19 protein-coding genes are annotated in these 18194 nt (G+C 70.6%); 12 read left to right on the top strand and 7 right to left on the bottom strand.

Translation table 11 applies throughout. From position 1 onward, the window contains the following. Positions 1-10: 10 nt before the first annotated feature. Positions 11-655 carry an aa3-type cytochrome oxidase subunit III gene (ctaE, locus tag NFR93_RS01185; RefSeq protein ID WP_251449506.1) on the bottom strand — a complete coding sequence of 215 codons (645 nt, stop codon included), beginning with the start codon at positions 653-655 and terminating at the stop codon, positions 11-13. A 123-nt stretch (positions 656-778) separates the two neighbouring features. On the opposite strand from ctaE, the gene trpD reads away from it, so the two are divergent. Genes trpD through NFR93_RS01200 form a run of 3 tightly spaced genes read left to right on the top strand, consistent with a single transcriptional unit; the run spans position 779 to position 4134 of the window. After that, on the top strand, positions 779-1837 hold the full coding sequence (gene trpD, locus NFR93_RS01190) for an anthranilate phosphoribosyltransferase (protein ID WP_251449507.1): 1059 nt from the start codon (positions 779-781) through the stop codon (positions 1835-1837). A gap of 18 nt (positions 1838-1855) precedes the next feature. Then, positions 1856-2851, top strand: a complete 996-nt coding sequence (locus NFR93_RS01195) for a PHP domain-containing protein (RefSeq protein ID WP_251449508.1) — start codon at positions 1856-1858, stop codon at positions 2849-2851. A gap of 20 nt (positions 2852-2871) precedes the next feature. Then, on the top strand, positions 2872-4134 hold the full coding sequence (locus NFR93_RS01200; protein WP_251451419.1) for an MFS transporter: 1263 nt from the start codon (positions 2872-2874) through the stop codon (positions 4132-4134). A 30-nt stretch (positions 4135-4164) separates the two neighbouring features. Here NFR93_RS01200 and NFR93_RS01205 read toward each other — a convergent pair whose 3' ends face one another. Next, positions 4165-5088 (bottom strand): 5'-3' exonuclease, encoded by a 924-nt coding sequence (locus NFR93_RS01205; RefSeq protein WP_251449509.1) that lies wholly within the window; start codon positions 5086-5088, stop codon positions 4165-4167. A 195-nt stretch (positions 5089-5283) separates the two neighbouring features. Here NFR93_RS01205 and NFR93_RS01210 point away from each other — a divergent pair, with 195 nt between their 5' ends. Genes NFR93_RS01210 through NFR93_RS01225 form a run of 4 tightly spaced genes read left to right on the top strand, consistent with a single transcriptional unit; the run spans position 5284 to position 9597 of the window. Continuing rightward, entirely contained in the window at positions 5284-6201 is a 918-nt protein-coding gene (locus NFR93_RS01210) for a hypothetical protein (RefSeq protein ID WP_251449510.1), read from the top strand. Continuing rightward, on the top strand, positions 6198-7394 hold the full coding sequence (locus tag NFR93_RS01215; protein WP_251449511.1) for an acylneuraminate cytidylyltransferase: 1197 nt from the start codon (positions 6198-6200) through the stop codon (positions 7392-7394). Before NFR93_RS01210 ends, NFR93_RS01215 begins: the two co-directional genes overlap by 4 nt. Further along, entirely contained in the window at positions 7391-8263 is an 873-nt protein-coding gene (locus NFR93_RS01220; RefSeq protein WP_251449512.1) for an N-acetylneuraminate synthase family protein, read from the top strand. Before NFR93_RS01215 ends, NFR93_RS01220 begins: the two co-directional genes overlap by 4 nt. Next, the gene (locus NFR93_RS01225; RefSeq protein ID WP_251449513.1) at positions 8260-9597 is read left to right on the top strand and encodes a DUF6716 putative glycosyltransferase; all 1338 of its coding nucleotides are present in this window, start codon (positions 8260-8262) and stop codon (positions 9595-9597) included. The genes NFR93_RS01220 and NFR93_RS01225 overlap by 4 nt, the downstream gene beginning before the upstream one ends. Here NFR93_RS01225 and NFR93_RS01230 read toward each other — a convergent pair. Together NFR93_RS01230 and NFR93_RS01235 are read right to left on the bottom strand one after the other, a co-directional pair. Further along, positions 9516-10220, bottom strand: a complete 705-nt coding sequence (locus NFR93_RS01230; RefSeq protein WP_251449514.1) for a hypothetical protein — start codon at positions 10218-10220, stop codon at positions 9516-9518. The genes NFR93_RS01225 and NFR93_RS01230 overlap by 82 nt on opposite strands. A gap of 86 nt (positions 10221-10306) precedes the next feature. Continuing rightward, positions 10307-10840 (bottom strand): hypothetical protein, encoded by a 534-nt coding sequence (locus NFR93_RS01235; protein ID WP_251449515.1) that lies wholly within the window; start codon positions 10838-10840, stop codon positions 10307-10309. Positions 10841-11486: 646 nt separating this feature from the next. Between NFR93_RS01235 and NFR93_RS01240 the strand changes: the two genes are divergently transcribed. Next, on the top strand, positions 11487-11891 hold the full coding sequence (locus NFR93_RS01240) for a YchJ family protein (RefSeq protein ID WP_251449516.1): 405 nt from the start codon (positions 11487-11489) through the stop codon (positions 11889-11891). Positions 11892-11906: 15 nt separating this feature from the next. Here the strand turns inward: NFR93_RS01240 and NFR93_RS01245 are convergent, their stop codons facing one another. From NFR93_RS01245 to NFR93_RS01255, 3 genes are all read right to left on the bottom strand, one after another. Next, a complete protein-coding gene (locus NFR93_RS01245; protein WP_251449517.1) occupies positions 11907-12074 on the bottom strand; it encodes a methionine/alanine import family NSS transporter small subunit in 168 nt (55 codons plus the stop codon). Continuing rightward, entirely contained in the window at positions 12071-13669 is a 1599-nt protein-coding gene (locus NFR93_RS01250; RefSeq protein WP_251449518.1) for a sodium-dependent transporter, read from the bottom strand. The genes NFR93_RS01245 and NFR93_RS01250 overlap by 4 nt, the downstream gene beginning before the upstream one ends. A 63-nt stretch (positions 13670-13732) precedes the next feature. Beyond that, the gene (locus NFR93_RS01255; RefSeq protein WP_353049891.1) at positions 13733-14593 is read right to left on the bottom strand and encodes an LON peptidase substrate-binding domain-containing protein; all 861 of its coding nucleotides are present in this window, start codon (positions 14591-14593) and stop codon (positions 13733-13735) included. A 97-nt stretch (positions 14594-14690) separates the two neighbouring features. Between NFR93_RS01255 and NFR93_RS01260 the strand changes: the two genes are divergently transcribed. From NFR93_RS01260 to NFR93_RS01275, 4 genes are all read left to right on the top strand, one after another. Next, positions 14691-15188, top strand: a complete 498-nt coding sequence (locus NFR93_RS01260) for a DUF427 domain-containing protein (RefSeq protein ID WP_251449519.1) — start codon at positions 14691-14693, stop codon at positions 15186-15188. A gap of 40 nt (positions 15189-15228) precedes the next feature. Next, a complete protein-coding gene (locus tag NFR93_RS01265) occupies positions 15229-15879 on the top strand; it encodes an SDR family oxidoreductase (protein WP_251449520.1) in 651 nt (216 codons plus the stop codon). 216 nt (positions 15880-16095) lie between these two features. After that, a complete protein-coding gene (rpsA, locus tag NFR93_RS01270) occupies positions 16096-17541 on the top strand; it encodes a 30S ribosomal protein S1 (RefSeq protein WP_251449521.1) in 1446 nt (481 codons plus the stop codon). A gap of 87 nt (positions 17542-17628) precedes the next feature. Next, complete coding sequence (locus tag NFR93_RS01275) at positions 17629-18189, top strand: GIY-YIG nuclease family protein (protein WP_251449522.1); 561 nt, start codon at positions 17629-17631, stop codon at positions 18187-18189. The last annotated feature ends 5 nt before the right edge of the window (positions 18190-18194 follow it).

Here is an 18194-nt window from a genome sequence, read left to right on the forward strand (position 1 = left end):
AGCTCCGCTCTTATTTCAGGAAGTAGATGACGAGGAACAGGGCGATCCAGACCACGTCGACGAAGTGCCAGTAGTAGGACACCACGATCGAGGAGGTCATCTCTTTGCGCCCGAAGTTCTTCACCGCGTATGCGCGGCCGATGACGAGGAGGAAGGCGATGAGCCCGCCGGTGACGTGCAGGGCGTGGAAGCCGGTCGTCAGGTAGAAGGCGGACGCGTACGGGTCGGTGTCGATGGCCATGCCTTCGGCGACCAGCTGGGCGTACTCCCAGACCTGCCCCGAGACGAAGACGGCGCCCAGCGCGAAGGTCAGCCAGAACCACTCGACCATGCCCCAGCGCTGCCAGAACGAGTTCGACTTGGTGGTGTACGGCTGGAAGCGCTCGGCGGCGAAGACGCCCATCTGGCACGTCACCGACGACAGCACCAGGATGATCGTGTTCACCGTCGCGTACGGGACGTTCAGGAGCTCGGTGCGCTCAGCCCACATTTCAGGGGAGGTGCTGCGGAGGGTGAAGTAGATCGCGAAGAGACCCGCGAAGAACATCACCTCGCTGCCGAGCCAGACGATGGTGCCGACGGCGACCGGATCCGGCCGCTTGACGGACCGCATCGCCTGAGAGTAGGTCGCAGTGGAGGTCGTCACGCTCCCCATTATGGCCGATGCAGAGGGGGGAGATTCGCATCCCAGGTCACTGATTAGCCTCGATTCGGACTTTGATCCCCCTTCGAGCCGCCTGCGAGTGCGCTTCGAAGTCGCCGAGTAGGCTCTTGGCTCATGGCAGAGCTGTATACGTGGCCCGATCTGCTCACCTCGCTTCTCGAGCGGCGCGACCTCAGCGTGTCGGAATCGACATGGGCGATGAGGCGAGTCATGGCCGGCGAGGCATCGCCCTCGCAGCTCGCGGGCTTCCTCATCGCGCTGCGGGCGAAGGGCGAGACGATCGACGAGGTCGTGGGCTTCCGCGACGCCATCCTCGAGGCCGCACGCCCGCTCCCCGTCGACGCCGCGGTCCTCGACATCGTCGGGACCGGCGGCGATCGCTTCGGAACCGTGAACGTGTCGACCATGGCAGCCGTCGTGGCCGCGGCATCCGGGGTTCCGGTGGTCAAGCACGGCAACCGCGCGGCGAGCTCGAAGTCGGGGTCGTCCGACGTGCTGGCGGCGCTGGGCGTGGACCTGACGCTGTCGCCGGAGGCGGTCGCGCAGACCCTCGCCGAGGTCGGCATCACGTTCGCCTTCGCGGCGGCCTTCCACCCCGGCTTCCGCCATGCCGGCGTGACGCGGGCCGAGCTCGGCGTGCCCACGGTGTTCAACTTCCTCGGCCCGCTCTGCAATCCGGCGCGCGCCGAGGCGAACGCCGTGGGAGTCGCGCAGCTCGAGAGGGTGCCGCTCATCACCGGCGTGTTCCGCACGCGCGGTGCGACCGCGCTGGTCTTCCGCGGCGACGACGGGCTCGACGAGCTCACCACCACCGGGCACAGCCGTATCTGGGAGGTGAGCCGCGGCGACGTGCACGAGCATGACCTCGACCCGCGGGACATCGGCATCCCCCTGGCTGACATCGACGACCTGCTCGGGGGTGAGCCGGCTGAGAACGCCCAGGTCGTCCATCGCGTGTTCGACGCGGAGCCGGGTCCGGTGCGCGACATCGTCCTGCTCAATGCCGCGGCCGGCATGGTCGCGTATCGCCTCTTCCAGGACACCGGTCAGGTGCAGCGGCCGATCGTCGAACGCCTCGCCGAGGCGAAGGTGGACGCCGCCGCCGCGATCGACAGCGGTGCCGCGGCGGCCAAGCTGGCCGCGTGGGCCGAGACGACCCGGACGCTGGCGTAGACGGATTCCGGGCCCGGAATGAACCCGCACGACGCCCTCCTCGAGATCGCGACGCTCCTCGAACGCGAACGGTCCTCGCGTTACAAGTCGCAGGCGTTCCGGACTGCGGCGGGAGCCATCGCCGGGCTGACGGACGCGCAGCTGCGCGACACCGCCGGGCTGCGTCGCCGCAAGGGCATCGGCGAGTCGTCGCTGGCCGTCATCCAGGAAGCCCTCGGAGGCGGAGTTCCCTCGTACCTCGCCGATCTCCGGGAGCGCGCCGGCGGCGAGGTCCCGTCGGGTCTGCGCGGCCGGCTGCGCGGTGATCTGCACAGTCACAGCGAGTGGTCGGACGGGCTCACCCCCATCGACGACATGGTCGCCGCCGCCCGCGCGCTCGGCCACGAGTACCTCGCCCTCACCGACCATTCGCCACGGCTGCGCGTCGCACGCGGACTGTCGCCGGAGCGGCTGCGCGAACAGATGACCGTCGTCGAGGGTTTCCGCGACGATTCCTTCACGCTGCTGTCGGGGATCGAGGTCGACATCCTCGACGACGGGTCGCTCGATCAGGAGGACGACCTGCTCGAGCGTCTCGATGTCGTCGTCGCCTCGGCGCATTCCAAACTGCGGATGGAGCGGGCGCCGATGACGCGGCGACTGGTCGCTGCGGCATCCCACCCCCGTGTCGACGTGCTCGGCCATGTCACCGGACGACTGGTCGAGGGATCGCGCGGGACCCGCCCGCCGTCGACCTTCGACGCCGTCGAGGTGTTCGCCGCCTGCGCCGCGCATGGCGTGGCGGTCGAGATCAACTCGCGGCCCGAACGGCAGGATCCGCCCGACGACCTCCTCGCCCTCGCGCTCGAGGCCGGGTGCCTCTTCTCGATCGACTCCGACGCCCACGCCCCGGGCCAGCTCTCGCTGATCGACCACGGCGCCGCCCGCGCCGAACGGGCTGGAGTCCCGCCGGAGCGCATCGTCACGACGTGGCCGCTCGTGCGGCTGCGGGAATGGACGGGTCGCCCGCGGTGAGCCGATAGCGTGAGGGAGTGATGAACGCGCGGCGCAGCGCCCCCTGGCTCGTCGTGGCGGGCGTCCTCGTCGCCGCCGTCAGCATGCGCGGCCCCATCCTGGCCGTCACGCCCGTCCTGCGCGACATCGAGCGCGACCTCTCCATCGCGTCCTCGACGGCGGGACTGCTCACCACCGCGCCGGTGCTCATGTTCGCCGCCCTCACTCCGCTTGCCGCCGTGGCGATCCGCCGGGCAGGAGCCGAGATCGCGCTGATGGCATCGCTCGGCGGTGTGCTCATCGGCACGTTCGTGCGCGCGCTGCCGGGGTTCGGCTGGATGCTGGCCGGCATGCTCGTGATCGGCGCGGCCATCACCATCGGGAACGTCGTCATCCCGGTGATCATCCGGCGAGAGGTCGCCCCGCCCCGCGTGGCGCTCGTGACCGCGGCCTATGCCGCGACGGTGAACGTCGGCTCCCTCCTCACGTCGCTGCTGACGGCGCCTCTGGCCGAGATCGTCGGCTGGAACGCCGCGCTGCTGGTCTGGTCGTCGCTCACCCTCGCCGGGATACTCCTGTGGGGCGCGCACATGCGCCGCGCCGGCACCGGCGATCGGTTCTCGGGGCAGTCGGTGCCCGCCCGAGGGGGTGGAGGCGCAGCGTCCGCGGGCGGGTCGGTCGACCCCGAGACCATCACCGGTCCACTCCCGGTGATCGACGGCGGTGGTCGGTCGATGCTCCGACGGCCGGTGACGTGGCTGCTCGTCGGCGCCTTCGCCGTGCAGACGACCATGTACTACGCCCTGTCGACGTGGCTGCCGACGCTCGCGGCCGACGAGCTGGGACTCGAGCGATCGGCCGCCGGTGCGGTCGCCTCTCTCTATCAGGGCGCCGGGATCCTGGGAGCCTTCGTCGTCCCGCTGCTCGCGCGGTTCACACCGCGCTTCGTGGCGCCGAGCGTCATCTGCGCGTCCTGGCTCGTCCTCACGATCGGTCTGCTCGCGGCGCCCGAACTGCTGTGGGTCTGGCTGTCGTTCGGTGCGATCGGGCACGCCGGCGGATTCGTCGTCATCTTCGCGGCGCTCGTCGAGGTGTCGCGCAGCGACCGCGAGGCTGCCGGGATGTCGGCTCTCGTGCAGGGGTCAGGCTACGTCGTGGCAGCCTCGGGCGGTCCGATGATGGGCGCGGTGTTCCAGCTCACCGGCGGCTGGGACGTGCCCCTGACGGTCGTCCTGGTGATGTCCGCCGTGTACTGTTCACTGCTCCTCGGCGCGGTCGCCGCGGCGCGGAGGGCAACCGCCTGACCGGCCGGTGCGGGTTGAGCGCCCGAGCGCTCAGGTGCGGTCGAGGGCCGCGATGAGTCGGTCCACGGCGCCACCGAGTCCCCACCGCTCGGCCAGCTTCGCGGCATCCGCACGCTGCGTCTCGTCCAGCGGGTCGAGGCGTGTTTCGAGGGTCGGCAGGTCGAGGTCGCGGACCACGTTGACGACGGTGGGGGCGACCTCGAGATAGGGCAGCGCCGCGGTGATCTTCGCCTGGAGTCCGGCCGACACGCCCTCGCCCGCCGCGGCCGCGGTGATGATGCCGTCGAGGTCGCCGTGCGCGGCCAGCAGGGTCGCCGCGGTCTTGTCGCCCACGCCGGCGACGCCGGGGAGTCCGTCGGACGAATCGCCGCGGAGCGTGGCGAAGTCGGCGTACTGGCTCGGCAGGACCCGGTACTTCGCCACGACGGCGGCGTCGGTGAGCACCTCGAGGTTGCTCATCCCGCGCGCGGTGTAGATGACCCGCACACCTCGGGAGTCGTCGACCAGCTGGAACAGGTCGCGATCCCCGGTGACGACGTCGACGGGCATGGTCGCGCGCGTCGCGAGCGTTCCGATGACGTCGTCCGCCTCGTGGTCGGCCGCGCCGAGGACCGCGATGCCGAACGCGGCGAGCGCCTCGCGGATGACGGGCACCTGCGCCTCCAGCGGATCGGGCACCACCTCGACGTCGGGGCCGGCCTCGACCACCTCGGCGACGCGGTGGGTCTTGTACGACGGGATCAGGTCCACCCGCCACTGCGGGCGCCAGTCGTCGTCCCAGCACGCCACCAGGTGCGTCGGCTCATACGTGGTCACGAGCTTGGCGATGATGTCGAGGAAGCCCCGCACCGCGTTGACGGGAGTGCCGTCGGGGGAGCGGACCGTGTCGGGTACGCCGTAGAACGCGCGGAAGTACAGCGAGGCGGAGTCCAGCAGCATCAGTCGATCGGTCACCTGGTCATCCTGGCACGAGGCGTCGACGCGGCGCGGGCGGTCGACGCGGCGCGGGCGGTCGATGTCGAGCGTTCACCGAAGCGTTGCCGTCCGGCCGCTCCGCGGGGGTCGTGCCGTCATGCGCGTACGTGAACGTGGAGTCGCGCACAGCCGGACCGCGTATCCAGGGCCGGCGCGAACGACAGGAAGGCGCCGATGCATCGCGACGACGTCATCGCCTGGGTCGAGTCCCCCCTGCAGCTGATCGGCGCAGCCGAATGGGCTCATCTCCACCGTCGTTCCGTGCCGATCGCCGGCCGGCTGACGGCGCAGATGGGCACGACCGCCGACGACCTCATCGACCGCGGTGCACTCTTCGGCGCCTGCGAACCGTATCTCGGCGTGCCGTGGAATGCGCTGCGCGGTCATGCTCACTGGCTGGTCGGCGACGGTTTCTCGGGGCAGTTCCGGCTCGCCGCGAGCGTCCTGCGGCCCCGGCGGATCACCTTCCTGGACGACGGGGCGAATGCGATCGCCTACGCCGACACACTCCTCGGCGACCGCGGCTACACCCGGCCCGGCATCGTCGAGGGTCGCGCGTCGGCGCTCACGGCGCCCTTCGCCCTCGACCGCGTCCTCCGCCTGGCCGCACGCGGCGGCGTGGAGCTCTTCACCGCGTTCGACCTCGGCGCGTCCCGCAGGACCCGGCTGCAAGCTCGCGGCGTGTCCGTCGCCGAGCACCGCTTCGGGTTCACCCGCGCCACCGCGAAGGGCGATCGGCTCGCCGCGGATCGAGTGATCCTCGGCTCGGCGCGACCCGTCGACGGCCGGATGCCGCGAGACGAGTACCTCGAGTGGGTCGCTCGTATCGCCGAGCACGGCGATGCGGTGTATCTGCCTCACCGGCGCGAGCCGCAGGCTCAGCTCGCTGCCGTGGCGGGCATCGACGGCGTCGACGTCATCGAGGCCGGACTGCCCGCGGAGCTGGTGCTGGCCGGGCACTCCCGTCCCCTGGAGCTGTTCACGCTCCCGTCCAGCACGACCACCACGCTCTCTCACGTCCTCGACGGCACCGGCTCGGTCATCCGCTCCGCGCCCCGGACGAGCCCCGTGCGCACGGCGGTGCGGCGATGAGCGAGACCGTCGCGATCATCCCCGCCAGGGGCGGTTCGAAGGGCGTTCCCCGCAAGAATCTGCGCCGTGTCGGCGGCATCCCGCTCATCGCGCGGGCGATAGCCGCCGCCGCGCGCGCCGAGCATGTCGATCGTGTCGTCGTCACCACCGACGACGCCGAGATCGCGGCCGTCGCCGCCGAGTGGGGTGCCGAGCTCGTCGAGCGTCCGGAGCTGCTCTCCGGCGACACCGCCACATCCGAGAGCGCACTCCTGCACGCGCTCGACGAACTCGCCGCCCGCGGCGTTGACGTCGGTGTCGTGGCGTTCCTGCAGGCGACTTCGCCGTTCATCGTCTCGGACGCTCTCGACGAGGCGATCCGCCTGGTGCGCTCCCGCCGCCGCGACAGCGTGTTCTCGGCCGTGCCGACCTACGGCTTCCTCTGGGAGAAGTCCGCCGCAGGCGCCGCCGCGGCCGTCAATCACGATGCCGATCACCGCCCGCGCCGGCAGGACCGTGAACCGCACTATCTCGAAACGGGCGCGTTCTACGTGCTGCGGGCGGCCGGCTTCCGCGCGACGCGCCACCGCTTCTTCGGCAGTGTCGGTGTCGTCGAGGTGCCCGAGCGCACCGCGATCGAGATCGACACCGAGAGCGAGCTCGCCGTCGCGCGCGCGCTCGCGCCCCTCATCGACGGACGGGAGCCCGTCGCCGCCGACGCCGTCGTGACCGACTTCGACGGCGTCCACACCGACGACACCGCCTCCGTCGCGCAGGACGGCACCGAATCCGTCGTGGTCAGCAGATCCGACGGGTGGGGGGTGGCGGCGCTGCGTCGCGCCGGCATCCCCATCGCCATCCTCTCCACCGAAGTGAATCCGGTCGTCGCGGCGCGGGCCGCGAAGCTCGGCATCCCCGCCCACCAAGGTCTCGACGACAAGCTGGGCGTGCTGCGCGACTGGTGCGACGGGCTCGGCATCCCCCTCTCACGCGTGGCCTACCTGGGCAACGACGTCAACGACCTGGCGTGTCTGAACGCCGTCGGCTGGCCCGTCGCCGTCCCCGAGGCGCACCCGACCGTGCTCGCCGCGGCGCGCGTCGTCCTCGACCACCGCGGCGGCCACGGCGCGGTGCGCGAGCTCGCGGAGCGCGTGCTCGACGCCCGCGCCGCGGCACCCCTCGCCACCCTTCCCACAGCTACGGAGTCCTCATGACCGTCACCATCGGAAACCGCGTCGTCGGCGGCGGCCGGCCCGCCTATGTCATCGCCGAGATCGGACTGAACCACAACGGCGATGTCGAGCTCGCCAAGCGCCTCATCGACGTGGCCGCCGACGCGGGCGTCGACGCGGTCAAGTTCCAGAAGCGCACCCCGGAGATCTGCACCCCCGAGCACATGCGCGGCGTGCCGCGTGAGACGCCGTGGGGCACGATGACGTACCTGCAGTACCGGCACCGCGTCGAGTTCGACCGCGACCAGTACATCGAGGTCGGCGATCACGCCACGCTGCGCGGCCTGGACTGGTTCGCCTCACCGTGGGACGTGCCGAGTGTGCACTTCCTCGAAGACCTCAACGTCGTCGCCCACAAGGTCGCCTCGGCGTCGCTCACCGACGTCGAGCTGCTCGAAGCGCTGCGGCAGACCGGCAAGCCCGTGATCCTGTCCACCGGCATGTCGACGATCGAGCAGATCGACCGCGCCCTCGAGATCGTCGGCACCGACCGGGTCGTGCTCATGCACGCGACCTCGACGTACCCGATGGAGCCGGAGGAGGCGAACCTGCGGGTCATCCCGGTCTTGCGCGACCGCTACCCGGGCGTCCCCGTCGGGTACTCGGGGCACGAGCGAGGCCTGCAGATCTCGGTCGCCGCCGTCGCGCTGGGCGCCGTCGCGGTCGAACGTCACATCACCCTGGACCGCACGATGTGGGGATCCGATCACGCGGCATCCCTCGAACCGACCGGGCTGGCGCATCTCGTGCGCGACATCCGCATCGTCGAGGCGGCGATGGGCGACGGCGTCAAGCGTGTCTTCCCCGGCGAGCTGGCCCCGATGGCCAAGCTCCGGCGGGTCCCGGCGTGACAGCCGCGGCCGACCCGCCTCGACCGCAGCACGACGAGCCCGCCCGGCTGCGGGTCGTCGCCATCGCCGACAGCGACTCGTACGTCAAATGGGCGAGCGCCCTGGTGGCTGCGATCCCGGATGCCGAGATCGCACTCGTGCTGGTGTCCACTCCGTTGACCGTGAGCGCGGCGCAGGAGCGCGCGGCCCTCGAGGGCAGCGGGCTCGGGGCTGATCGGGTGCACCGTGTCGCATTCGCGGAGCTGTCGGCCTGGCTCGGGTTCTTCGGTCCGGATGCCGTCGTCCTCGGTGCGCGCGGGCCGCTCGTCCGGGTGCTCACGGCGCTCGTCGCCGATCTGTCACCGCGCCCGGTGATCGCGACCGGCCTGCCCGGGATCTCCCTTCCGGCGCGGCGCGCGGCCCTGATCTATCGCGCGCAGTGCGATCTGTTCATCCTGCACTCGCAGCGCGAGGTCGAGGCCTTCGGCGAGCTGTCGGACCGCGTGAGCATCCCGATGCGGTTCGCGCTGGCCCAGCTGCCCTTCGCGTCCGGGGGGATCGGCGCCGCGCCCGCCGGCGGAGGCGACCTCGTGTTCGCCGCGCAGGCGATCGTGCCGCGCGAGAAGGCGGAACGCCTCGTCGTCGCGCGCATGCTGATCGATGCCGCCGAGGCCGATCCGTCACGGCGGGTGGTGCTCAAGCTCCGTGCGGCGAAGGGCGAGCGCGAGACTCATCACGAGCGGTTCGCGTACCCGGACCTCATCGACGATCTCGGCGGCGCGCCCGCGAACCTCGTGGTCTCGTACGAGCCGATGGCGCGCGCCCTGTCGCGCGCGCAGGGCCTCGTGACGGTGAGCTCGACCAGCGCGATCGAGGCGATCGCGCGCGGCATCCCGGTCATCGCCCTGGACACGTTCGGGGTGGGGGATCCGCTCCTGAACGGCGTGTTCACCGGCAGCGGTCTCTTCGGCGGGACGGGGGAGGTGATCGCACGGTGGTTCCGGCATCCCGATGAGGACTGGCTTCGCGAGAACTACTTCCACGAGGAGGTGTTCGACGACTGGATCGACGCCGTCGCGGGACTCGTCCACGACCGCCGTCGTGGCGACCTCGCGCCGCGCACGGCCCTGCCCGTGCGCGGCGGGCCGCTGCGGGCGGCGTGGGAGCGCAAGCGCGTGCTGGGATCCGAGGACCGAACCCTGCTGGGTTGGGTGGCGCTCGTGGTCGGGGCGCCCGCTCGGCAGGCGCTCATCCTCTTCCGACGGCTGCGGGGTCAGCAGCCGGGACCGCCCGGATCCTCGGCGCACGTCTCTTCGACGAGTGCCGTGCGCACCTCCACCACCCGCACCCCGTAGCCGCCGGTCGTCGCGGTGACGAACCCCGGCACATCGCGCCAGCGGCCGTCGCCGAAGTCGACCGCTGCGGCGTACTGCACGGTCACGCCGACGTCGTAGGTGCCGCGGGCGCGGTAGACGTGCGAGGTCTCGGTCGGGGTGAACTGCGCCGCGCCGGATGCCGCCCATGTCGACCCGCCGGTGCTGTGTCGCGCACTCGTGCCGTCGCCGTGGTCGAACACGTAGCCGGACGGGGTGAAGCGGACGGTGACGTCCCAGTCCAGCAGCGTTCCCGTCAGGACCTGTTCGGATGCCGTCGCCACCAGGTTCGTCGGCATGCCGACGACGCCGAAACCGGCCGGCTCGCCCGAGAGCGTCGGACGGTCCGGGCGGAAGGACGCCAGATCGTCGACCGTCACGTCGGGGATCATCACCACCGTGTACCCGCCGCAGCGGTTCAGCGGACCGCAGTCCTCCTCCTCCGCGTCCTCGGCGGGGGCGACGGAGTCGGGCTGTGCGGCCCCTGGGGCCGTTCCCGTTCCCCCGCCCGCCGGGGGAACGCCGCCGCCGGGGTTGGCGGCGCCGCCGTTGCCAGGAACGGTTCCGCCGGCGCTGAGATCGACCTGCGACCCGGAGTTCGACACGCACGGGCCAACGAGTGTTGAGGCAGAGTCGCAGATCCCGCTGACTGCGGGGCCCAAGGTCAGCGCGACTAGGAGCAATAACGCGTCTAGCATCTGAGACTGGCTCCGCTTGATTCAATCGAGGACACTCTCAAAGTCGGCTCAGCGGTTGCGGAGCGGGATAGAAAGATCCGGAGCGGCTGGATGTCGGGCCTGTCCGCGCCCACTAGGGACGCACCGTTCTCGTCGACCACCTTCACCTGGCTGACGTCGTAACACACGTCAATGGTGACGGACGTGTACGACTCATTTACCCCGACGGATCGAACTTCAACGACGCTGGCCGCTCCTGACTTCACATACCCCTCGGCATGCCAGTCCGAAAAGCTTCTTCGATCGCTAGCGTTGAGTTCGCCCGTCGTTAGTTCGAAGACAGGATCGAAGCTCGAAGGGTCCGATAGATCGACTTCATTCACAGCATCGACGTAGGCGCGGTAGGTCTCCTCCGCCGCCGCGAAGGCTTCCTCCTCCGATGCGAAGGCCGGGGGAGTCTCGACGGGGTCGGGAGTCGCGTCGCACGCCGTGAGCGCGGCGGTGAGCAGTCCGATCGCGAGGATCGTCGGAGCGAGGCGTGCGGTCACCCGACCACGGTAACCATCCCGAGCCAGCCGCGCCGCAGTTATCCACACCTCCGAGGCAGGGTGAGCGGCCCGGGGTTGGCGCAGGATGGTGTCATCCGCTCGCGAAACCGCGGATGGCGCCAAGTGACCCCTCGCGAGTGGGCGCGGTTTGCCGTAATGGGGGTGCATGACGACAGATGGCGCCAACTCCGGCATCCGGGGTGGATGGCGCCAACCGGCGGCATCCGAGGGGTGGATAGCGCCGCGTGCCCGGTTGCGAGTGGGCGCGGTTTGCGGTGATGGGGGTGCATGGCGACAGATGGCGCCAACTCCGGCATCCGGGGTGGATGGCGCCAAGTGACCGGTTGCGAGTGGGCGCGGTTTGCGGTGATGGGGGTGCATGGCGACAGATGGCGCCAACTCCGGCATCCGGGGTGGATGGCGCCAACTCCGGCATCCGGGGTGGATGGCGCCAACCGGCCCCCACACTGGGCGCCGGCCCCCACGTCGGCCCCACGTCGGCCCCACACCGGCGCCCACGCCGGCTCCCACGTCGGCCCCACGCCGGCCCGCACGCCACACCCGCGAGGGGCGGCCGGAGAGACTCGCGGTGCGCCTCGTGCGACCGGCCACGGAGCGACCGTACCCTTCGAGCGGGAGGTGCCCGATGCCCGCATTCGCGAAAGTGCAGAGCGCAGACCCGTGCCCGTGCGGCAGTGGCGCGCGCTTCGACGCGTGCTGCGCCCCGATCCTCGCGGGAACGCCCGCGGCCACGGCCCTCGCGCTGATGCGGTCCCGCTACAGCGCCTTCGTCGTCGGGGATGCCGCACACCTCACGGCGACGTGGCATCCGGGCACTGCGCCCGCAACCCTCCACCTCGACCCGGCGGTGCGCTGGACCGGCCTCGAGATCCTCGACGTCGTCGACGGGGGAGAGGCCCACAAGCGCGGCATCGTGGAGTTCCGCGCGGGATGGCGCGAGCCCGGTGGCGCGGGCGATCTGCACGAGCGCAGCCGCTTCGTGAAGCAGAGCGAGCGCTGGTGGTACCTGGACGGTGTGATCTCTGACTAGCGGTGCGGCATCCGCTCAGGTGTCGTGCTCGATGGGCGCGCTGTCCTCGCGGTGGTCGTCGGTGCCGCCGGGCGGGTAGCTCGACGGCTCGGGACGGGATCGCAGGTAGAGCGCGCTGGCGATGAGTCCGCCCCACACCACGACGATGGCGAGGATGAGGAATGCGATGGCCACGCCGGTCATGACGAGCCCTCCTTCCTGAGGGTGCGGTTACTGCGGGCAGGCGGCACGATCACCGGCGGCCAGGTCTGCAGCTCGTCGGGGTTCCGTCGCCACGACACCAGCGACATCGCGATGGCCGCGACGATGAGGAACACGACGGTTCCCCAGCCGAAGACCAGCAGGTACCAACCGGGCATGCCGCCGTAGCCCTCGGTCACGAGAGTGATGATGCGGGCGATGAGCATGTAGCCGAGGACGACGGGGGCGAGGACTCCGACCAGCAGCACCCAGATGCGTCCGACCTGGAAGGTCGAGACGGCGTTCAGGTGGGCGCGCAGCTCGCCACCGCGACGGAACACCCAGATCACGAAGACCGTCATCAGGATCGCCGAGAGCACGATGCCGATGTTGTTCGCCCAGTTGTCGGTGACGTCCAGAGCAAGGATGCCGGTGGTGGTGGAGTACAGCAGGATCGACAGGACCGCCGAGACGCCGCCCAGTCCGATCGCGGCCGTGCGTGGGCTGAAGCCGAACTTCTCCTGGATCGCGGCCGAGACGACCTGCAGCACCGAGATGAGCGAGGTGAATCCCGCCATGGTCAGCGAGCCGAAGAAGAGGATGCCGAACAGCGGACCGCCGGGCATCTGGGCCACGATCGCGGGGAACGTCACGAACGACAGGCCCACCCCTGCGATGCTCTCGAGCTCGCCGACGGCGATGCCCTGCTGGAACGCGAGGAAGCCGAGGGTGGCGAAGACGCCGATGCCGGCGAGGATCTCGAACGACGAGTTCGCGAACGCGACGACGAGGCCCGGCGCGGTGAGATTCGCGCGGCGGCGGCGGTAGGACGCGTACGTGATCATGATGCCGAACGCGATCGACAGCGAGAAGAAGATCTGGCTGTAGGCGGCGATCCACACGTTGGGGTCCGCCAGGGCGGGCCAGTTCGGAGTGAACAGGGCGTTGAGCCCGTCGGCGGCGCCGTCGAGGAAGAGGGCCCGGATCACCAGCACGAGGAAGGCGACGACGAGCAGCGGGAGGAAGATCACGTTGACGCGCTGCAGTCCCTTGGCGACACCGAGGGCGAGGACGACGATCGCCGCGATCCAGACCAGGGCCAGGGGGATCAGCACACCCGGGACGAACTCGAAGCTGACGCCTGGGTCGGCGGTGCGGAGGTACTCGCCGAAGAAGAAGCCCGCAGGGTCGTCGCCCCAGCGCAGGTCGAAGGAGAAGACGAAGAAGCTCAGCGCCCACGCGATGACCGCGGTGTAGTAGAGGCCGATGACGAATGCGATCGCGACCTGGAACCACCCGAGTGACTCCAGCCACCGTCCGGACGGACCGCCGAGCCGGCGGAACGCGGTGGGTGCGGCGCCGCGGAAGCGATGCCCGATCGCGTAGTCGAGGAAGAGGATCGGGATGCCCGCGGTCACGAGGGCGACCAGGTAGGGGATGAGGAACGCGCCGCCGCCGTTCTCATAGGCGACGCCGGGGAAGCGCCAGATGTTGCCGAGTCCGACCGCCGAGCCGATCGCGGCGAGGATGAAGCCGACCTGGCCGGTCCATTCCTCGCGCGGCTTCGCGGCGGCCCCAGGGCTGCGGGAGTCGGTCATCGCGTACCTCCAGTCCTCGTCCGGTGACCGAACGCTACCAGCGGGTGCGTGCCGGGGCCACGGTCAGCGCGGCGCGGCGTCGTCGGGCTCCTCCGGCTCGGGCCCACCGGGCGCCGGCTCGTCCGGCTCGGGCCGACCGGGCGTCGGCTCGTCCGGCTCGGGCCGACCGGGCGTCGGCTCGTCCGGCGCAGCCCCACCGGGCGCCGGCTCGTCCGGCTCGGGCCGACCCGGCTGGGCGTCACCGGGCCCGGCCTCGGCCGGCTCGGAGCCGTCGGGCTGCAGCATCCGCTCGAGCTCGTCGTCGAGGGCGGCGCCGCCGAGAGCGGTGGTCAGCGCGGGCTCGGCGGCCTCGGTCAGCTCGATGATGTGCGTCAGCAGCTCCCACGCGCTGCGGGAGCGGAGCAGTCTCAACTGATCGATCGGCCCGAGCGGAGCGATGCCCGCGAGCTGCCAGCTGGCCTCCATCGGGTCGTCGGAGAGCTCGATGTCGGGGTCCCAGACGGTGTCGGCGAACTCGGCTGAGCGGGCGAGCACGCGGCGCACCGTGCGCTCGGCATCCGTGCGCAGCCCCTCGAGCCCCGCGCTCCAGGTCAGTTCGGGCAGGAACCGCACCTCGGCCACCGGGTGGGGATCGTCCTCGAGCCAGGCGGTGACCTCGAACCGCCGTCCTCCCACGGCCACCAGCTGCAGGTCCTCGGCGCGCGGGACCACGTGGGTGATGCGCGCGAGCGTGCCCAGCGTGAAGCGCTGATCGCCGCCGCCCGCCTCGAAGCCGCGCTCGATGAGCACGACGCCGAACTCGGGGCGCTCCTCCTCGAGCAGGCGGCCGAGCATGATGAGGTACCGCTGCTCGAAGATGCGCAACGGCAGCGGCATGTGGGGCAGCAGCACCGATCCGAGCGGGAACATGGCGATGGCCGTCATGCCCCCAGTCAACCAGCGGGCGGGGGTGCACGGGCGGGCGACCCGGCATTTGGGCTGATCGGAGCCTGCGACCGCAAGCCGCCGTAGATTGGTGTGCATGCGGCATCCTTCGCCTGATCCGGTCCGCGACGGCCAGGAGTCCGTGTGGGACTATCCGCGTCCGCCACGGCTCGAACGGGTCGCGCAGCGGGTGACCATCGACCTGGGCGGCGAGCGCATCGTCGACACCGACGATGTCGTGCGCGTCCTGGAGACGAGCCACCCGCCGGTCTACTACCTGCCCATCGACGCGTTCGCCGTCGGGGCGCTGCGGCCCGCGGCGGGGTCGTCGTTCTGCGAATTCAAGGGGGCCGCCACCTACTTCGACGTCGTCGGTGGCGAGACGGTCGCCGAGCGGGCCGGGTGGACGTATCCGACGCCCACGGGTGCATACGCCGAACTCGCCGGCCGCGTGGCGGTGTATCCGCGTCCGATGGACAGATGCACCGTCGGCGGCGAAGAGGTGGTGCCGCAGCCCGGCGGGTTCTACGGCGGCTGGATCACCTCATGGGTCGTCGGTCCCTTCAAGGGCGGCCCGGGCTCGCTGGGCTGGTGACGAACACGATCCCGTCTGCGGGCGGGCGAAAGGAAGCGACATGGCGCGCATCATGATTCTCGGCGGACACGGCAAGGTCGCCCTCCTCGCGGCCCCCCTTCTGGTCGAGCGCGGACACACGGTCACCTCCGTCTTCCGCAATCCCGCGCACGAGGCCGATGTGGTCGCCACCGGCGCGCAGCCGGTCGTGGTCGACATCGAGACGCTCGACGTCGAGCAGCTGACCAACCTCCTGAGCGGCAACGACGCGGTGGTGTGGTCCGCAGGGGCCGGGGGCGGGGACGCCGCACGCACCTATGCCGTCGACCGGGATGCCGCCGTGCGGACGATGGATGCCGCAACGGCCGCCGGGGTGCCTCGCTACGTCATGGTGTCGTGGCTCGGATCCCGGGCCGACCACGGCGTGCCCGCCGACGACCCGTTCCATGCCTACGCCGACGCGAAGTGGGCTGCCGACGAGCACTTGCGCTCGACCGGGCTGGAGTGGACGATCCTCGCCCCGGGCGGCCTCACGATGGACGAGCCCACGGGCGCGATCGAACTGGACCCCCGGGGTCGGGGTTCCGTCTCGCGCGCCGATGTCGCACGGGTGATCGTCGCGGCCGTCGAAGACCCGGCCACGGCGGGCCGCACGATCCGCTTCGGGGGCGGAGACACGCCCATCGAGGACGCCCTCCGCAACGCTCGCTGATTGGGTGCACGGCCCCCTCTCCGTGCTACCCTGGACCGTCACCCGTGTGGCTTTTCAGCCACGCCCGGGCGCCGGCTCCTGTCGACGTCCAGGTGACATCGCACGAACAATCCGCTTCGCTTCGGCCGCATCCGTGCCTCCGCTCGCTCCGCGATCGGAATCGGCACGACCGCGTGTCGGAGCCCGAGACAACCAACCACAAGGACAACCCACTACATGACTACCGCAACGACCGCCCCGGCCACCAAGCAGGTCGCGATCAACGACATCGGATCTGCTGAGGACTTCCTGGCCGCGGTCGAGAAGACCCTGAAGTTCTTCAACGACGGCGACCTCATCGAAGGCACCGTGGTGAAGATCGACCGCGACGAGGTCCTCCTCGACGTCGGGTACAAGACCGAGGGCGTCATCCCCTCGCGCGAGCTCTCGATCAAGCACGACGTCGACCCGAACGAGGTCGTCAAGGTCGGCGACGAGGTCGAGGCCCTGGTTCTCCAGAAGGAGGACAAGGAAGGCCGCCTCATCCTGTCGAAGAAGCGCGCCCAGTACGAGCGCGCCTGGGGCGACGTCGAGAAGATCAAGGAGAACGACGGTGTCGTCACCGGTCAGGTGATCGAGGTCGTCAAGGGCGGCCTCATCGTCGACATCGGGCTCCGCGGCTTCCTGCCCGCCTCGCTCATCGAGCTGCGTCGGGTCCGCGACCTCACGCCGTACCTCGGCCAGGAGATCGAGGCGAAGATCCTCGAGCTCGACAAGAACCGCAACAACGTGGTGCTGTCGCGCCGGGCCCTGCTCGAGCAGACCCAGTCCGAGTCGCGCTCCAACTTCCTCAACAACCTCCACAAGGGCCAGGTCCGCAAGGGCACGGTCTCGTCGATCGTCAACTTCGGTGCGTTCGTCGACCTCGGTGGCGTCGACGGTCTCGTCCACGTCTCGGAGCTGTCGTGGAAGCACATCGAGCACGCGTCCGAGGTCGTCGAGGTCGGCCAGGAGGTCACCGTCGAGATCCTCGAGGTCGACCTGGACCGCGAGCGCGTCTCGCTGTCGCTCAAGGCCACGCAGGAGGACCCCTGGCAGGTCTTCGCCCGCACCCACGCGATCGGACAGATCGCTCCGGGCAAGGTCACCAAGCTGGTTCCGTTCGGTGCGTTCGTCCGCGTCGCAGACGGCATCGAGGGCCTCGTGCACATCTCGGAGCTGTCGGGCAAGCACGTCGAGCTCGCCGAGCAGGTCGTGTCGGTCGGCGAAGAGGTCTTCGTCAAGATCATCGACATCGACCTCGAGCGTCGCCGCATCTCGCTGTCGCTGAAGCAGGCGAACGAGTCGGTCGACCCCTTTGGCACCGAGTTCGACCCGGCGCTCTACGGCATGGTCACGGAGTACGACGAGAACGGGGAGTACAAGTACCCCGAGGGCTTCGACTCCGAGACCAACCAGTGGAAGGAAGGCTTCGACGAGCAGCGCGAGAAGTGGGAGCAGGAGTACGCTGCCGCCCAGGCTCGCTGGGAGGCCCACAAGGCTGCCGTGGTCAAGGCCATGGAGGCCGAGGCCAACGCTCCCGAAGAGGCCGCTCCGTCCTTCGCTTCGGAGAGCGGCCCGGTCGGCACCCTCGCCGACGACGAGGCCCTCGCCGCTCTGCGCGAGAAGCTCTCGGGTCGCTGATCCACACGCAACGGGCCGTCACCTTCGGGTGGCGGCCCGTTCCGCGTTCCCGGGGGAGTGTCGGAGGTGCGGCGTAGTGTCGCCCCCGTGACCACCGGATCCGCGTGCCTCGTCGCCGATGACGGATGCCGGGGTCCCGTGCGGCCGGACGCGCCGGTGCGCCTGTGCCGGGGGCATCTCGCCGCGGCGGCCGAATGGGTGGACGACGAATACGGCGTCACCGATGTGCTCCCCGCGCCGTGCCGGCTGTGCGGATGCCGCTGGGGCGTGCGGCATCGATCGGGGTGGACCTGCGGGGTGTGCGAGTGGCGCCTCGGCGACACCGTCGACGACGAGCTTCCGCCCCCGCGGGTGGACGTGGTCTACTACCTGCGCTTCGACGATCGCGTGAAGATCGGCACGTCCGCGCGTCCGGCGGCGCGGCTGTCCGCCATCCGGCACGACGAGCTGCTGGCGTTCGAGCGTGGCGACCGCCGTCTGGAGCGCCGTCGGCACGAGCAGTTCGCCGAGGACAGGTGGGACCGTACGGAGTGGTTCCGGCTGTCAGAGGCGCTGCGTGCGCATCTCGAGATCGTGCGCGCCGGCGAACCCGACCCGTGGGAGCGATACGCCCGCTGGTGCAGCGAAGCGCTGGCCCTCCGCGGCTGACACTT

Source organism: Microbacterium sp. Marseille-Q6648 (assembly GCF_943181415.1).
Taxonomy (GTDB): Bacteria; Actinomycetota; Actinomycetes; order Actinomycetales; family Microbacteriaceae; genus Microbacterium.

Excerpts from the sequence above, each read along its gene's own strand:
- ctaE (WP_251449506.1), bottom strand. The coding sequence starts at position 655 with ATGGGGAGCGTGACGACCTCCACTGCGACCTACTCTCAGGCGATGCGG.
- trpD (WP_251449507.1), top strand. The coding sequence starts at position 779 with ATGGCAGAGCTGTATACGTGGCCCGATCTGCTCACCTCGCTTCTCGAG.
- NFR93_RS01195 (WP_251449508.1), top strand. The coding sequence starts at position 1,856 with ATGAACCCGCACGACGCCCTCCTCGAGATCGCGACGCTCCTCGAACGC.
- NFR93_RS01200 (WP_251451419.1), top strand. The coding sequence starts at position 2,872 with ATGAACGCGCGGCGCAGCGCCCCCTGGCTCGTCGTGGCGGGCGTCCTC.
- NFR93_RS01210 (WP_251449510.1), top strand. The coding sequence starts at position 5,284 with ATGCATCGCGACGACGTCATCGCCTGGGTCGAGTCCCCCCTGCAGCTG.
- NFR93_RS01215 (WP_251449511.1), top strand. The coding sequence starts at position 6,198 with ATGAGCGAGACCGTCGCGATCATCCCCGCCAGGGGCGGTTCGAAGGGC.
- NFR93_RS01220 (WP_251449512.1), top strand. The coding sequence starts at position 7,391 with ATGACCGTCACCATCGGAAACCGCGTCGTCGGCGGCGGCCGGCCCGCC.
- NFR93_RS01240 (WP_251449516.1), top strand. The coding sequence starts at position 11,487 with ATGCCCGCATTCGCGAAAGTGCAGAGCGCAGACCCGTGCCCGTGCGGC.
- NFR93_RS01245 (WP_251449517.1), bottom strand. The coding sequence starts at position 12,074 with ATGACCGGCGTGGCCATCGCATTCCTCATCCTCGCCATCGTCGTGGTG.
- NFR93_RS01250 (WP_251449518.1), bottom strand. The coding sequence starts at position 13,669 with ATGACCGACTCCCGCAGCCCTGGGGCCGCCGCGAAGCCGCGCGAGGAA.
- NFR93_RS01255 (WP_353049891.1), bottom strand. The coding sequence starts at position 14,593 with ATGACGGCCATCGCCATGTTCCCGCTCGGATCGGTGCTGCTGCCCCAC.
- NFR93_RS01260 (WP_251449519.1), top strand. The coding sequence starts at position 14,691 with ATGCGGCATCCTTCGCCTGATCCGGTCCGCGACGGCCAGGAGTCCGTG.
- NFR93_RS01265 (WP_251449520.1), top strand. The coding sequence starts at position 15,229 with ATGGCGCGCATCATGATTCTCGGCGGACACGGCAAGGTCGCCCTCCTC.
- rpsA (WP_251449521.1), top strand. The coding sequence starts at position 16,096 with ATGACTACCGCAACGACCGCCCCGGCCACCAAGCAGGTCGCGATCAAC.